This is a genomic window from Methylocaldum gracile, from assembly GCF_053646815.1.
In genome coordinates, this window is the sequence record NZ_CM132196.1 from 3,649,623 (window position 1) to 3,665,359 (window position 15,737).

Annotated in this window: 10 protein-coding genes; 4 read left to right on the forward strand and 6 right to left on the reverse strand. The window is 57.9% G+C overall.

What is annotated here, in order from left to right:
• Position 1: 1 nt before the first annotated feature.
• The 5 genes from ACWJJK_RS16150 to ACWJJK_RS16170 form a co-directional block, all read right to left on the reverse strand.
• Positions 2–430 carry a response regulator gene (locus ACWJJK_RS16150; protein ID WP_077731172.1) on the reverse strand — a complete coding sequence of 143 codons (429 nt, stop codon included), beginning with the start codon at positions 428–430 and terminating at the stop codon, positions 2–4.
• Positions 427–1,941 carry a PAS domain S-box protein gene (locus ACWJJK_RS16155; RefSeq protein ID WP_077731171.1) on the reverse strand — a complete coding sequence of 505 codons (1,515 nt, stop codon included), beginning with the start codon at positions 1,939–1,941 and terminating at the stop codon, positions 427–429. Before ACWJJK_RS16155 ends, ACWJJK_RS16150 begins: the two co-directional genes overlap by 4 nt.
• Positions 1,942–2,560: 619 nt before the next feature.
• On the reverse strand, positions 2,561–4,318 hold the full coding sequence (cysI, locus tag ACWJJK_RS16160; RefSeq protein ID WP_454128287.1) for an assimilatory sulfite reductase (NADPH) hemoprotein subunit: 1,758 nt from the start codon (positions 4,316–4,318) through the stop codon (positions 2,561–2,563).
• On the reverse strand, positions 4,269–6,056 hold the full coding sequence (locus ACWJJK_RS16165) for an assimilatory sulfite reductase (NADPH) flavoprotein subunit (protein ID WP_454128288.1): 1,788 nt from the start codon (positions 6,054–6,056) through the stop codon (positions 4,269–4,271). Before ACWJJK_RS16165 ends, cysI begins: the two co-directional genes overlap by 50 nt.
• Positions 6,057–6,428: 372 nt before the next feature.
• On the reverse strand, positions 6,429–8,510 hold the full coding sequence (locus ACWJJK_RS16170) for a carbon starvation CstA family protein (RefSeq protein ID WP_086135280.1): 2,082 nt from the start codon (positions 8,508–8,510) through the stop codon (positions 6,429–6,431).
• A gap of 300 nt (positions 8,511–8,810) precedes the next feature.
• Between ACWJJK_RS16170 and ACWJJK_RS16175 the strand changes: the two genes are divergently transcribed.
• Together ACWJJK_RS16175 and ACWJJK_RS16180 are read left to right on the forward strand one after the other, a co-directional pair.
• Positions 8,811–10,427 (forward strand): methyl-accepting chemotaxis protein, encoded by a 1,617-nt coding sequence (locus ACWJJK_RS16175; RefSeq protein ID WP_454128289.1) that lies wholly within the window; start codon positions 8,811–8,813, stop codon positions 10,425–10,427.
• 127 nt (positions 10,428–10,554) lie between these two features.
• Positions 10,555–12,375 (forward strand): EAL domain-containing protein, encoded by a 1,821-nt coding sequence (locus ACWJJK_RS16180; protein ID WP_086135278.1) that lies wholly within the window; start codon positions 10,555–10,557, stop codon positions 12,373–12,375.
• Positions 12,376–12,397: 22 nt separating this feature from the next.
• Here the strand turns inward: ACWJJK_RS16180 and ACWJJK_RS16185 are convergent, their stop codons facing one another.
• A complete protein-coding gene (locus ACWJJK_RS16185; RefSeq protein WP_454128290.1) occupies positions 12,398–13,576 on the reverse strand; it encodes a pyridoxal phosphate-dependent aminotransferase in 1,179 nt (392 codons plus the stop codon).
• 125 nt (positions 13,577–13,701) lie between these two features.
• Between ACWJJK_RS16185 and ACWJJK_RS16190 the strand changes: the two genes are divergently transcribed.
• Both ACWJJK_RS16190 and ubiG read left to right on the forward strand, forming a co-directional pair.
• Entirely contained in the window at positions 13,702–15,027 is a 1,326-nt protein-coding gene (locus tag ACWJJK_RS16190) for a TRZ/ATZ family hydrolase (protein ID WP_086135277.1), read from the forward strand.
• Positions 15,024–15,734, forward strand: coding sequence for a bifunctional 2-polyprenyl-6-hydroxyphenol methylase/3-demethylubiquinol 3-O-methyltransferase UbiG (gene ubiG, locus ACWJJK_RS16195; protein WP_156879558.1), 711 nt, complete (start codon positions 15,024–15,026; stop codon positions 15,732–15,734). Before ACWJJK_RS16190 ends, ubiG begins: the two co-directional genes overlap by 4 nt.
• Positions 15,735–15,737: the final 3 nt, after the last annotated feature.

The following is a 15,737-nucleotide window of genomic DNA, read 5'->3' on the forward strand; positions in this document are numbered from 1 at the left end:
ACTACCGGGTAGGAAGGCTCACCACCGTAAACCAGAAACTCTCGATGGCCTGAACCACTTTAACAAAACTGTCGAAATGGACCGGCTTGGTGATGTAGCAGTTGGCATGCAATCCGTACGCCCGAAGAATGTCCTCCTCCGCCTTGGATACCGTCATCACCACTACCGGAATCATTTTTAGATTCGCATCGCTCTTGATTTCGGCGAGAACCTCGCGGCCGTCCTTCTTCGGCAGATTAAGATCGAGAAGAATTAGGTCCGGACGTGGCGCATCAGCGTATTTACCCTCCCGCCGGAGAAACGAGGTGGCTTCCACGCCGTCCTCCACGATAAACAGCTCGGTGAGCAGCTTTGCGGATTCGAGCGCTTCTTGGGTGAGAAGCACATCGGTGGGGCTATCTTCAACCAGCAGGATATTGACGGGTCTCATCGGATCGCTCTGAGCTTGGTAGGAAAAGTAAAAAAGAAGGTCGTACCGCGGCCGGGCTCGGATTCCACCCAAATCCGCCCGCCATGTCGCTCCACGACTCTCTTACAAATCGCGAGTCCGATCCCGGTGCCGGGATAGTCGTTCCGCGCGTGCAATCGCTGAAAAATCCTGAATATCCGTTCGAAATAAGGGGATTCTATACCGATGCCATTGTCGGCGACCGCAAATACCCACTCGTTGTTTTGTTTTTTTACGCCGATATGAATCTGTGGTGTTCGGTCACCGCGGAATTTGACGGCGTTGCTGATCAAATTCTGAAACAGTTGGATGAGTTGGCCGGAATCCGCGGAAATCGTGGGCAGGTGGTCATGGGTTATCTTGGCTCCGCTTTCGCTGATGGGGACTTCGAGATTGGCCAAGACTGTGTTTAAGATCGCTTGACAGTCCGTCGGTTCAAAAGGTTGATCCCGTGAGCCGATACGCGAATATGCCAATAGATCATTGATGAGGTTTTGCATGCGTGCGGCGCCGTCCACCGCATGCGAAATCACCTCATCCGCCCGCACGTCCAGCTTTCCCTGGTATCGCCGCCGAATGATTTCCACGCAACCCGCCACTGCCCGTAACGGCTCCTGTAGATCATGGGAAGCCACATAAGCGAATTCCTGCAATTCGGCATTGGAGCGCGCCAGCTCCTGCGCTTGCGCGGCAAGTTGCTCCTCCGCCGTCTTGCGTTCGGTCACATCGAGCATGATACCGATCATGCGGACGGGACGACCGTACCGACCGTACAAGACTTGGCCTCGATCGTTGACCCACCGAATGCTGCCGTCGGTGTGCAAGACGCGATATTCCAGATTGAACGCATCCTGCTTCCTTTGCGTCATAAACCGTTTGATCACCGAATCCACAGCCTCTTTTACGACGGCTCGATCATCGGGATGCACTCTTTCGAGCCAATTCTTGGCGGACGCCTCGCACTCTCCCGGCTTGAGCCCAAGCAGATGATAAGAGCCATCCGACCACATCACTTTGTCCTGAAGTATGTCCCAGTCCCAGGTTCCCGCCCTTGCAGCGCTCAAAGCCAAATTCAAACGCGCTTCGCTTTGCCGCACAATCTCTTCGGCCTGCTTGCGCTGAGTGATGTCGGCTATGGCTGCCAACACATAGTTTTTCTTATCGACATGTATCGGATTCAGAGCGATTTCGACGGGAATTTCCTCGCCGTTCTTGCACAAACCGTAAAGGTCCCGCCCCATGCCCATGGGTTTTCGCTCGGGATCCTTGTTAAAGCTTTGGCGATATGCCTCGTGCCCGATTCTAAACCGCTCGGGAATGAAAACGTCGATCGAGCATCCAAGCAATTCGTCTCTTGAATAACCGAACAACTGCTCCAAATACGCATTGACTAAAACGATCCTGCCGTCATGGTCGACCAGCACCAGCGCATATGGCGCACTCTCCGTAATCATACGGAAGAAGGATTCTGGTCTGTTGCCTGCTTCATCCATGAGGAGAAACGAGAAGTGAGAATTTAAAGCGTCACAGATTGCGGGACTTACGTTGCCCCAAGCCCGGTCGAAAGCGCATCGACCATCAATAACAAGTGACCTGTTAGGGAATCAAATTTTTGTCCAAAGGTCAACCAGATGTTACGAATGATAGAAAACAAATTTGCATGCGTTTCTGATCATTATGCGCTGACAATTTATTTTCATTCGCGTTCCGGGAACGCATGGAAAATCTCGAGCCAGCGCTCTTTCAATTCGGGTGTAAAGGCAATCGAGTCGTCCCTGTACGTGCATTTAATTCCAAATCGCTTTCAATCAGGAATTAATTTTTGTAGGGTGGGTTAGGCGCACATCAGCACTGATCGACCGCCAATCACTGCGCTTCGCGTGCGCCGTAACCCACCGAGCGACCTCGGACCGGTGGGTTACGCTGCGCTAACCCACCCTACGATTAACGTGCATTCGAATGCCGAATGGAATAACACCGGATGTTGTTAACGCGGAATGAAAATGGTTTAGCGGGGCTGTTGCCCCGGCGTGGTCATAGTTGCAGGATTGTGGGCGCGATTGTGCACGCCGGTTGAAGATTGCAATGATGGCAGCAGCGGAATTCAGCCGTCTAGGTCCGCTGAAATTCGCGTCCTGCCTTGACTTCAAGTACATAGCCCGCCCGGATAACGAAATCGCCGAAAGACTCTCCCGTCCGACGCTCGTGCGCATAGTGCGCGATGATAGGACCCAGTGCATCCACAATTTCGTCTTCCGAAAGCCCTTCCCGGTACAGGGCGTTCAAGCGGCTGCCGTCGGAGCCCGCCCCCAGATAAAGGTTGTACTTTCCCAAACTCTTGCCGACCAGTCCGATTTCGCCGAGATACGGACGCGCGCAGCCGTTGGGACAGCCGGTGACCCGGAGAGTAATGGCGTCTCTTTCCAATCCGGCCTTTTTCAGCAGCGGCTCGAGCCGCGCGAGAAGCGCCGGCAACCAGCGTTCGCTCTCGGCCATGGCCAATCCACAGGTGGGCAAGGCCACGCACGACAAGGCTTGCCGCCGCAAGCCGCTCCAGCGCTCGGCGTCCGGAATTCGATACCGGTCGAGCAAGGCTTCGATCTTAGGTCTAGCGGATTCGCCGATCTTGGCGATGATCAGATTCTGGTTGGCGGTCAAGCGGAAGTCGCCCTCATGGAACTCGGCGATTTCGCGCAGACCCGTCAGCCAGGCGGCCTCGGGCGTATCTCTCAGACGCCCGCTGAGGATGCCGAGCGTCAGGTGCCACTGCCCCCGGCCGTCCCGCACCCAGCCGAAGCGGTCGCCGGTGCTTTCGAAACGAAACGGCCGCGCCGATTCGAGCCGCCAGCCGAGCCGCGTTTCCAGCTCGGCCTTGAACCATTCCGTGCCTCGGTCGTCCAGGGTGTACTTCAGCCGGGCATGTTTGCGGTTACTCCGGTCGCCGAAGTCGCGTTGCACCTTGAGTACGTTTTCGGCGACTTCGATGAGACGATCGGGCCGGCAAAAACCGATGCCTTCGGCGAGACGCGGGTAAGTCAAAGGCTCGTTATGGCTCATGCCCATGCCGCCGCCCACAGCGACATTGAAACCGAGCAACTCTCCGCGTTCGGCGATGGCAATGAATCCCAAGTCCTGGGCAAAGACATCGATATCGTTGTGGGGAGGCAACGTAATGCCGATCTTGAACTTCCGCGGCAGATAATGCTTGCCGTACAAGGGCTCTTCCTCGGCCGGCGTCCCGGCGACGCGCTCGCCGTCCAGCCAGATTTCGTGGTAGGCCCGCATCTTCGGGAGCAGGTGCGCGCCAAGGCGTTTGCTCCAGTCGTAAAGTTCTTCGTGCAGCGGGGAAAGATAGGGGTTGTTGTGGCAAACCACGTTGCGGTTAACATCCCCGCAGGCAGCGATGGTATCCAGCAAGGCGTGATTGATGCCGGCGATAGTCGCCTTGAGGTGCCGTTTCAAGACGCCATGAAACTGGAAGGTCTGGCGGGTCGTGATGCGCAGCGAACCGTAGCCGTAACGGCGCGCCAGTTCGTCCAGTTGCAGCCATTGCCGAGGCGTGCAGACGCCGCCCGGCATCCGCACCCGGACCATGAAGCCGTAGGCCGGCTCCAGCTTCTGCCGCTGGCGCTCGTTGCGGAGATCCCGGTCGTCCTGCTGATAGGTGCCGTGGAACTTGAGCAGCTTGGCGTCTTCCGGGGATACGGCGCCGGTCGCCCGATCGGCCAGGCTTTCCTCGATTGTTCCCCGCAAATAGAGGCTGCGCGCCTTGAGGTCTTCGTCTTCGCTGGCTTGCATGCGTTCTTCCATCATCGCCTCCTCAATACACGTCACGCTGGTAGCGCTTCGAGGACTGCAAGTTCCGGACATATCGCTCGGCCCGTTCACGGTCGATGCCCCCTTCTTTTGCCACGACGGCGATCAAAGCCTCGTGAACGTCGGGGGCCATACGCTTAGCGTCGCCGCAGACATAGAAATACGCCCCCTCTTCCAGCCACGCATACAGTTGACGGCTTTGTTCGAACATCCTGTGCTGCACATAGACCTTATTGTCGTCATCACGCGAAAACGCCACATCGATCCGGCTCAAGAGACCGTTCTTCCGATGAGCTAACCACTCCCGCTGATACAGAAAATCGGTGTGGAAATTTCGGTCGCCGAAAAACAGCCAGCTCTTGCCCCTGGCCCCCGCGATCTCGCGCTCCGCCAGAAAGGCGCGAAAAGGCGCCACGCCCGTTCCCGGTCCGACCATGATGATCGGAGCGTCAGGGTCCTCGGGCAGCCGGAAATTGGTGTTGCTATCGACGTATACCGGCACCTGCCTCTCCTCCGCCACCCGATCGGCGAGAAATGTGGACGCGACGCCATGACGGTCCATCCCGTGACTCTCGTAGCGCACGACGCCGACGGTGAGATGCACTTCGTCGGGATTGGCGTTAAGGCTCGATGCGATGGAATAAAGCCGGGGCGGAAGTTTACGCAGCATGGCGACGAACCGATCGGCCGTAATGCCGGTGACCGGATAGCACCGGACCACATCGATGATTTCCCGACCGCCGAGAAAATCCCGAAAACGCGACCGGTTTTCGTCCTTGAGCAATTCGGCCAATTCGGCGGAACCGGACAGCTCTGCATACTTCTCCAAAAACGGACGGGTAAGCGTCGTAATTTCAAAATGATGCAGAAGCGCGTCTTCCAACGTGGTTTCGACGCCGTCGGAGCCGGAAACGGCTGCGCTTGGATCGAGCCCGATGCTCTCCATAAGATCGGCCGCCTGTTCCGGCCGGTTCGAGGGAACCACGCCCAGAGCATCGCCCGGCTCGTAGCGCAATCCGGAGCCCTCGATGGACAGTTCGATATGCCGCACGTCCTTGGTGGAGCCTCGTCCCGTCAATCGGACGTTTTCCACCAGGGTAGCCGGGAACGGCTGTTTCTTAGAGTACGCGGATACCTGATCCGACGCGGCCGGGGTCGATACCTCCACCCGCGGCTCCCGAGATCGGGCCAACGCCGCCAGTACGCCCTCCATCCAGCCTTCCGCCGTTTCCTCGTAATCGACGTCGCAATCCGCACGGGGATGAAGGCGGGTCGCGCCCAAGTCTTCCAACCGGCTGTCGAAATCGCGCCCGGTTTTGCAGAAATATTCGTAGCTGGTATCGCCAAGGGCCAGGACGGAAAACCGCAAACCCTCCAGCTTGGGCGCTTTCTTCCCGTGCAGGAACTCATAAAACGGGCGGGCATTGTCCGGCGGCTCGCCCTCGCCGTGGGTGCTCGCGATCACGAGGAGGCAACGGTCGCGTCTGAGTTGGGCGCTCTGGTAGCTGCCCATGTCCTCCAGCCGCGCCGCGATGCCGCTTTGCTGCAATCGAGCATGCAGCGCTTTGGCGATCTTTTCGGCGTTCCCGGTTTGCGAGCCGAAAAGCACGGTTACCCCCGCGGACGCCTCCGAAGATCGAAGCGGAGGTGATGGAATGCGTTTCTGCTCGGCATCGCCGAATCCCGCCAGATAACCGCTGGCCCAAACTCTCTGCTCGTGGGAAAGCCCTTCTGCCAAGCGTCTCAAGATATCCCATTGTTGTGGGTTCAAGGGGCCGCTGAGTGTGCTCACTGAATAGTCTCTTGAAGAAGTTGCTGCCGAACAGGCGATTAGACCGGTCCACATGGCCTGCTACGCCACGATCATGGACCTAAAGCCGGCGGCCTTGCCGCATCGCGGTCGGATTCGAATCGCCACTAAACGCCATGCCACAGGAAACCTGAGGATCCAACGCCCTACAAGACAAACGAAAGCCAGTGACCCGCACGGACGCACTGGCTTTCGGCCACCCTGTCGGCATGGCTTGAATACATTGGGAAAAAATATATCAAAAATGCATGAATAACGATAAAGAATATTAATTCATTTCATTAAACCATTTCGGAATAAAAAGATACCGCAGAACCCGGGGGTGCGCTCTAATCCTTCCCGGCAGACCGAGTATCAATCCCTCACCCAATCCTCGATCAGCCGGCTCGGTATGTGAGGCGATTCGCTGAGCGGCGGATGGGGTTTCCGGGCCAGAATCAGCCCGCACACCCGCAAGGTGTCACCGGCCAGGATCCAGGAAACGGCCAGGAACAGCGCAGTCAACCCGGCGTCGAGATAATCGTTGAAGATGAGCTGTGACGCCTTGGCGGCTTGATCCTCGGGCAGCAGCCCCGCCGCCAGCTTGTCGCTTAAATCCCGTGCATGCGCCAGAAACCCGATGCGAAGCTCCGGGCTGAACAGCTTTTCCCATGCCGCCGAAGTGGTGATGATCAGAAGCCACGCGAGCGGCACGCCGGTTACCCAAGCGAAACGAAGCTTCCCCGTTTTGACCAGGATGGTGGTGGCCACGCAGAGAGCAATTCCCGCCAGCATCTGGTTGGCGATACCGAACAAAGGCCACAGGCTGTTGATACCGCCCAAGGGATCTATGGTGCCGATGTAGAGGAGATACCCCCAGCCGGCCACCACTAATCCGGACGTCAGAATCACGCCGGGATACCAGGAGGTCCGCCCAAGCGCGGGCATCCAGTTACCCAACACGTCCTGTAGCATGAAGCGGGCAACGCGGGTACCGGCATCCAGGGTGGTCAAAATGAACAGCGCTTCGAACATGATGGCGAAGTGATACCAGAGCGAGAGCAAGCCCTGCCCGAAAGCGCTGGCAAAAAGAGATGCCATGCCCACCGCCAGCGATGGCGCTCCGCCGGTGCGGGCGAACAGGGTAGATTCGCCCATTTGCTGAGCCAGCGCATACATCTGCCCGACGGTTACCGGAAATCCCCAGGCGGAAATCTTCGCTACCGCTTCCGCCGCATCTTTGCCCACCACGCCCGCGGGGCTGTTGATGGCGAAATAAACACCCGGATCAAGGACGGTCGCCGCCACCATGGCCATGATGGCTACGAACGACTCCATCATCATCGCGCCGTAGCCGATGAATCGGGCGTCGGCTTCATTGGCCAAAAGCTTGGGCGTAGTCCCCGACGAAATCAGGGAATGGAAGCCGGAGATGGCGCCGCAGGCGATGGTGATAAAGACGAACGGAAACAGCTTGCCGCCGAAAATGGGTCCGCTGCCGTCAACGAACCGGGTCAGGGCCGGCATCTTCACTTCAGGGTGAAGGATGACGATGGCCACCGCCAAGGCTGCTATCGTTCCCAGTTTCATGAATGTGGACAGGTAATCGCGCGGAGCCAGAAGCAGCCATACCGGCAGCACGGCCGCTGCAAAGCCGTAAGCGATAACCATGAGCGCCAACTGCGGTCCCTCGTAGTCGAACCAGCCACGGAGGCCCGCCACCTCGTCGATGGCGCCGCCGCCCCAAACCGCCAGCAGCAGCAGGCTAACGCCAAGCACCGTCGCTTCGATCACTCGTCCCGGCCTGAGATGCCGCATGTAGATACCGACCACCATGGCGATGGGAATGGTTGCCGCCACCGTGGATGTAGCCCAGGGGCTGTGTTTCATGGCGTTCACCACCACCAGGCCCAGCACCGCGATAAGGATGATCATGATGCACATGACGCCCAGCAACGCCGCGTTACCGCCGATGGGACCGAGCTCGTCGCGCGCCATCTGGCCTAAGGAGCGCCCGTCGCGCCGGATCGAACAGAACAGGATCACGAAGTCCTGCACGCAGCCGCCGATGACGGCTCCGATCAGTATCCACAAGGTGCCGGGCAGATAGCCGAACTGCGCCGCGAGGGTCGGACCGATCAAGGGTCCTGGGCCGGCGATGGCGGCAAAATGATGGCCGAATACGACCCAGCGATTGGTCGGCACGAAATCGCGCCCGTCGTTGAAACGCTCAGCCGGCGTCGCCCGCGTGCCGTCCAGACCCAGAACCTTGGCCGCAACGAAGGCGCTGTAGAAACGGTAGCCCAGAGCGTAGACGCAAACCGCCGCGGTCACGAACCAAAGGCTGTTGACGCTCTCCCCCCGATTCAAGGCGATCCCGCCGAACGCTGCCGCTCCGATCAGAGCCACCAAGAACCAAATCGCCAATTTTTGAATACTCGAACCCTGTTCTCTCATTTCTTGCGCTCTTTTCCGAAATAGCCGAGGCAAACGTCGTCAAAATGCGCCATAGGATAAAGCCAAATCCAGCCAAAGCGTGAATTTGGGATATGCCTGTTCCTGAAAGCTTTCCGCTATGTTTGAGTCCGGCGCTCATTTACTAGCGGTCATACAACCCATCGGCACCTGACAAAATTTGCAATCAACATGATCAGAACGCTGTGCTCGGCCTTGTCCTCAAAACTGTCATATTTCTGTGACATCTTCGTCACAAAATTCTTAGCTCTAGCAACACTGTTTCAAGCAGACGTCTCACTCATGACTTTCAAACAAAAAATTTTTCTCTCTGCCGTAATTGGCTTTTCCTGTGTCGGTCTGATTACCGGGCTCGCCTGCTGGGGGCTGTTTGCGCAGTCCGAAAGCGTCACCAAGTTGCACTTGAAAGTTCAAGCGCTGAAAAGCAGCGCCGAAGCGGATCGGTTGCATCACGGCTTGTTCGGCGCAGTCAGCCGCGCGTTGTTGCTGCACCCGGACGCTGCTTCGGAAGAACGTGAGGAAATTCGAGGCGTGTTGCGGGACACCAGCGAACGACTGCGGCAATCCATCTCATCGCTCAGCACCTACAATCTTCCCGAAGCGGCATTGCACGAACTGGACGTGGTCAAGCCGCTGATCGAGATCTACGAGTTCGACGCCAATGTACTGGTTTCGAGGGCCTTGTCGGACGGAGAAACGTCCCGTGATCTTCCTCCCGATTTCCTGGGCACGTTCCGGGACATCGAGACCAAGCTCTCGTCCTTGTCCAGCATGATCGAAAATACCGCCGACGAGGCCAGTGCCGAAGCCGACCGTTCCAAGGAAAAAGCGCTGGCGATGCTACTCTCCTTCGGACTCGTGACCTTGACCTTATCAATGCTTTCCTGTGTTTACCTGTACCAAGGTGTTTATCTTCCCCTACGGAAGGTCGCCGACCATTTCTCGACCATCAGCCAAGGTACCAGCGACTTGACGATTCGCCTGAACGATCAAGGCCGCAACGAAGTCGCGTCGATTGCCGGCAGCTTCAACCGCTTCGCGGCCAAGCTCCAGGACACCTTGCATCAGCTGCTGGCCTGCAGCGAAAGGATCAACCAGGAATCAAAACACTTGCTGAACGTCAGCGATTCCGCAAGTCAGGGCGTCCAGCAGCAGCAAAACGGAATACACCAACTGGTTGCGGCCGTGGAGCAGATGACGGTCGCGATTCAAGACGTTGCCCGTACGGCACATGCCACAGCCGAAGCGGTTCAGGCGACTAATCGGGAAACGCAGAACGCCAAACGGATCGTAGACAAGGCAACGGAAGCTATCGACGTCTTGGCGATCGATATGGGCAAAGCCACCGAGGTCGTCGGCATTCTGGAAAAGCAGACCGAACGCATCGGCGCTGTCTTGGATGTGATACGCAATATCGCCGATCAAACCAACTTGCTGGCCTTGAACGCCGCCATCGAGGCCGCGCGGGCCGGCGAATCGGGACGCGGCTTCGCGGTCGTCGCCGAAGAAGTCCGCAGTCTGGCGAGCAAGACCCAGCAATCGACCGCCGAGATTCAAGCCACTATCGAACAGCTTCAAGCGGAAGCGAAATCCGCGGTCCAAGCTATGGAAGACGGCCGCAATCAAATGAAAGCGACCATAACCGAGGCCGGCAAAGCGGGCGAAGCCCTTGCGCGCATCACCCAGATGATCGGCCAGCTCACCGACATGAACACGCAAGTCGCAAGCGCCGCCGAGCAGCAAACGGCGGTCGTGGGCGACATCAATCGCAACATCGTTGCCATCGGACGCATCTGCAATTCGACCGCAGACGGCGCGACCCGGTCCGCCCAGGCCGCCCGCGATTTATCGCTGACCGCCGATTCGATGAACCGCGTGACGGCGTTGTTCAAGGTCTAAAACTTCCGACGGATGCTCAGCTTCGGAGTCGCCACCCAGAATGCTCCAAAGTTGTAAGCCTTTGGCAGCTTCTCGGGGCAACTGAGATCCGAAGCCATCTTGCATCCATCTTCAGCGAGATAATCCCATGCGTCCAATGCATCCCTTTCCGGCAGTACACAAATATTTGGAGCAGAAATTTCCGGACATGGACGTCTCTGAGGTCATTCACCAAGGGACGGTGGCGCGCCTCTTGAAATACGTACCTCCTCTTTCGCGGAATACCGGCTGCCTTGATGTTTTGAGCTTGTTCATCAAGGATCAGGAGCTTTATTCGGCTGCCATAACGGACGAAAACCTCGTGCCGATCGGCATCGTCGATCGCCATTCCCTGGTCGAAATCTTTATTCAGCCCTTTGCACGCGACCTGAACTACAAGAAAACGATCGACGAGTTCATGGACCCCAGCCCCATCGTCGTCGAAGCGCATACTGGCATCGACGATCTGGCCAGCATCATCGTCGACGCTGGAATGCGGCACATGGTTAACGGCTATATCGTTACCAAAAACGGCATCTATGCCGGCATGGGCACCGGACACGACCTGCTCGACGAGATTACTCGAAGAAAACAGGCTCACCTCTATTATCTCGCCCACTTCGATCAACTCACCGGACTTCCGAATCGCTTGCTCTTCGAAGATCGACTGCAACGGGCATGTCTCAATGCGCAAAGACACGGCAGCAAGGTTGCGCTGCTCTTCATCGATCTGGACCGGTTCAAATTCATCAATGACACCTTCGGACACGCCAGCGGAGACTTGCTGTTAAAGGGCGTGGCCGAACGGCTCGTTGCCTGCGTCAGAAAAAGCGACACAGTGGCCCGGCTGAGCGGCGACGAATTCACCGTCATCCTCGAGAACCTTCACAACGCCTCCGATGCCGTCTTGGTGGCCGAATCGATAACGGCTGCCTTGGCCAGGCCTTTTTCCGTATTGACCAATGACTTGCATATCACTTCTAGCATCGGCGTCTCGCTTTTCCCCGACCATGATCTAACTACCGACGGATTGATGCGCAAGTCGGATGCCGCCATGTATAAGGCGAAGGAAAACTACGGAGGACAGTGCCTTGTTTATGACGAGCACATGGAAAACGGGGTGCTGGAACGGTTGACCATCGAAAAAGGGCTACGTACGGCACTCGACGACAAGGAATTCAGACTCCATTACCAGCCTCAATGCAATGCAGTCACGGGCGAAGTCTTGGGGGTGGAAGTCCTCCTACGCTGGCATCACCCACGGTTAGGGCTGGTCTCCCCAGCCAAATTCATCCCGATTGCCGAGGAAACCGGACTCATTGTCCCCATCGGCGAATGGGTGCTGCGTGAAGCGTGCCGACAGCATATGGCCTGGCAAGGCGAGGGACTGCCCCCAATCCGCATAGCGGTTAACATTTCGGCCGTGCAGTTCCGCCAGAGGGATTTTCATGGCCTGGTGAAAGGCATCATCGAGGAGAGCGGCATCAAGCCCGAATACCTCGAACTTGAACTTACCGAAGGCGTGGTCATGGGCGATGCGCCAACTACGATCGATTCTCTGGCCCAACTCAGGCGGTTGGGAGTGAGGCTTGCCATCGACGATTTCGGTACGGGGTATTCAAGTCTTAGTTACTTGCGGGAGTTTCCTCTGGATCGACTCAAGATCGACCAGTCGTTCATCCGCAATATCGACAAGGTTCCGGCGAACCTTGCCATCGTGCGCGCCATCGTGGCGCTCGGAAAAAATCTGGGGCTGGAAATCATCGCCGAAGGCATCGAAACCAACTCAGAGTTGGCCTTGGTTGCGGCGAACGATTGTGCCGAGGTGCAGGGTTACCACATTTCCAAACCCGTGCCGCCCGATCATTTCGCCGCATGGTTTCTAAGCCGCCCCGATTGCCGAATGAACTTCGAATCCGGCATCGTCTAGCCCAGATGCTGCTCATCCAGACTCACGCATCGACAACGGCGCGCAATCCCCCCACGAGCCGCCGAGTTCCCTCGGCGGCCGTCTCGGGCTCCAGAGCACCGTAGGCAACCCGCAGATAACAGCCCGTTTCCAGCCCGAAAGCCTTGCCCGGAATGACGGCCACCTTGTGCTCCCGGATCAGGCGTTCCGCGACCATCATTGAGTCGAGCTCGGTATCGAGCTTTAGCAGAAGATAGAAAGCGCCCTGGGCTTCCGGAACCCGGCAGATATCGGCCAGATTCCGCAGTCCGTCCAAAACGATCTCGCGAACCCGGCCGATGGTCTCCAGTTTCTCGCGGCAATAGCCGGAACCTGTCTCGAGCGCTCCGACCGCTGCGTGCTGCGAAATCGAGGGCGCGCAGATGAGATTGGTGTCCTGGGCTTTCAGCACCGCCTCGTACAAATGCTCCGGAATCACCATGTAACCGATGCGCCAGCTCGCGAATCCGTAAGCCTTGGAAAGCGAGAACAGCGATATGGTGTGCGGCTCGGAATTTTGCACGGAGGCCGGCGAAAAATGCTTCGCGCCGTAGGTGAAATATTCGTAAGCCTCGTCGCTGATATGGTATATCCCGTGTTCTCGGCAAATCGCGCTGACCGTCCGCAAGGCGTCTTCCGAATAAACCGCTCCGCTGGGATTGTTCGGCGAGATGGTGACGATTGCCCGGGTCCGATCGTTAACGGCGGCCCGGATGAGATCGGTCCGAAGTTGATAGTTCTCGTCCGTCGGCACGAACACCGGCGTGCAGTTGAGCATCCGGATCGCCATTTCCTGGTTGAAATAGTACGGAAGCGGCAGGATGATTTCGTCGCCCGGATCGGCGATGGCGAACAGAGCATTGAGAAAACCCATGTTTCCGCCGGCCGTTACTACGATGCGTCGCTCTGCGCCAACGCGGATACCGTTCTCTGCCGCCAGTTTTCGCTCGATCAACTCGAGCAGCCGAGACATGCCCTGGACGGGGCCGTACTTCTGATTTTCCGGTTTCGCGAAGAAACCGCGGATCGCTTCGTGGGCAGCCGCTGGCGGACCGTAGAACACCACGCCCTGCCCCAGCGAAATCGTTCCGGGATGGCTTCGGATCAACTCGGCAATTACCGGAATGATGGGGGCTTGCACGGCGCTCATGCGCCGGCTGACCTTCGGTCGATGCTTCGTCATGTCACACTGCCAAAAACGCGAATTGTAAGGCGCTTTCCCGCATCGGTTAAAATGCCTCTCGCTCGGCGCAGGATGCACAAGCCGGACGCCCCATGATAAAGTTTAGTGAAACACTAGGTTATCGAATGCAAATCGACACTCTGCTAAAGGCGCGCTGGATCATCCCGGTGGAGCCCGATCGTATTGTTCTGGAACATCATGCTCTCGCCATAGACGGCGGGCGGATCGTGGACATCCTGCCGATTTCCGAGGCCGAACTTAAATATCAAGCCGCGTCGGTGGAGTCGCTCGATCGTCATGCTCTGATCCCAGGCTTCGTCAACGCCCATACCCATGCCGCCATGACGTTGTTGCGCGGCGTGGCCGACGACCGTCCGCTGATGGAATGGCTGCTCGACCATATTTGGCCCTTGGAACAGAAATGGGTCGGCGAGAACTTCGTGCGCGACGGCACCGATCTGGCGATGGCGGAAATGATTCGCGGGGGCGTCACCTGCTTCAACGACATGTATTTTTTTCCCGAGGTTACTGCCCGCCAGGCGGCACGTTGCGGCATGCGCGCCGTGGTCGGCCTGATCCTTATCGATTTTCCGAGCGCATGGGCGAGCGGCCCCGACGAGTATTTATCCAAGGGACTGGCGCTGTACGACGAACTTCGCCACAACCCTTTGATCACCACGGCGTTCGCCCCGCATGCGCCCTATTCCGTTTCGGACGAGCCCTTGCTGAAGGTTCGTACCTTGGCTGCGGAACTCGACCGCCCGATCCACATGCATCTGCACGAAACCCGGGACGAAATCGATCAGGGCCGCCAGCGTTACGGCATGCGCCCCATGAAGCGGCTTCAGCAGCTGGATCTTTTGGGCCCGTCCTTCGTTGCGGTACATATGACCCAGCTCACGGATGAAGAAATCGGCCAATTCGCCGAATCCGGCGGCAGCGTCGTGCACTGTCCCGAATCGAATCTGAAGCTGGCCAGCGGCTTTTGTCCCGTCGCCAAGCTCGTCAAGGCGGGCATCAATGTCGCCATCGGCACGGACGGCGCGGCCAGCAACAACGATCTCGACCTGATGGGTGAAATGCGTGCCGCGGCCTTGCTCGCCAAGGCGGTATCGGGAGATGCCGCCGCGGTTCCGGCCCATACCGCATTGCGGATGGCGACGCTCAACGGGGCCAAGGCCTTGGGACTCGAGGCGGAGATCGGTTCGCTGGAAATCGGAAAGTCTGCCGATATCACGGCTATCCATCTCGACGAACTCGAAACCCAACCCTTGTACGACCCGATTTCGAATGTCGTCTATGCGGCCGGACGCCATCAGATCACTGACGTCTGGGTGGCGGGACGCCAGCTTCTGAAAAACCGCGAGCTCACGACTCTGAACACCGAAGAACTTTTCCAGAAAGCCGCCGCCTGGCGGGAGAAATTAATCAGCGTACAGGAACGGCCATGACGAGCACCGAAAACGTCCACGAACACGAAATCCACAAATTCGGCGTGCTGGCCGATCGCTGGTGGGACCTCGACGGGGAATTCAAGACCTTGCATGCGGTCAACCCTTTGCGCATTCAGTTCATTCGCTCCTTCGCGGAACTCGAAGGCAAGCGTGTCGTCGATGTCGGTTGCGGCGGTGGAATACTGAGCGAGGGACTGGCGCGGGCCGGCGCCCAGGTAGTCGGTATCGACCTAGCCGAAGAGCTTTTGGACGTCGCGAAATCCCATGCGGACGAATCGGGGATCGGTGTGGATTATCGACGGGTCAGCGCCGAGGCGCTTGCCGAGGCGGAATCCGACAGCTTCGACATCGTGACCTGCATGGAAATGCTGGAGCACGTGCCGGAACCCGCATCGGTGGTCAGAGCCTGCGCCAAACTGGTCAAGCCGGGCGGACGGGTATTTTTCTCCACCCTGAACCGGAAGCTCAAAGCCTATCTCCTCGCGATCGTCGGTGCAGAATACCTCTTGAACATGATTCCCAAGGGAACCCACGACTACGCGACCTTCATCAAACCGTCCGAGCTCAGCCGATGGGCACGGGAAGCGGGACTCGAGCTTCTCGGCATGGAGGGCATCGCCTACAACCCGATCACCGGGCAGTTCACCCTGAGCCGCGATTTGGATGTCAATTACCTGGCGGCATTCGCCAGACCCGAGGAATAAACG

Excerpts from the sequence above, each read along its gene's own strand:
- ACWJJK_RS16190 (WP_086135277.1), top strand. The coding sequence starts at position 13,702 with ATGCAAATCGACACTCTGCTAAAGGCGCGCTGGATCATCCCGGTGGAG.
- ACWJJK_RS16155 (WP_077731171.1), bottom strand. The coding sequence starts at position 1,941 with ATGGATGAAGCAGGCAACAGACCAGAATCCTTCTTCCGTATGATTACG.
- cysI (WP_454128287.1), bottom strand. The coding sequence starts at position 4,318 with ATGTCCGGAACTTGCAGTCCTCGAAGCGCTACCAGCGTGACGTGTATT.
- ubiG (WP_156879558.1), top strand. The coding sequence starts at position 15,024 with ATGACGAGCACCGAAAACGTCCACGAACACGAAATCCACAAATTCGGC.
- ACWJJK_RS16175 (WP_454128289.1), top strand. The coding sequence starts at position 8,811 with ATGACTTTCAAACAAAAAATTTTTCTCTCTGCCGTAATTGGCTTTTCC.
- ACWJJK_RS16150 (WP_077731172.1), bottom strand. The coding sequence starts at position 430 with ATGAGACCCGTCAATATCCTGCTGGTTGAAGATAGCCCCACCGATGTG.
- ACWJJK_RS16170 (WP_086135280.1), bottom strand. The coding sequence starts at position 8,510 with ATGAGAGAACAGGGTTCGAGTATTCAAAAATTGGCGATTTGGTTCTTG.
- ACWJJK_RS16185 (WP_454128290.1), bottom strand. The coding sequence starts at position 13,576 with ATGACGAAGCATCGACCGAAGGTCAGCCGGCGCATGAGCGCCGTGCAA.
- ACWJJK_RS16180 (WP_086135278.1), top strand. The coding sequence starts at position 10,555 with ATGCGTCCAATGCATCCCTTTCCGGCAGTACACAAATATTTGGAGCAG.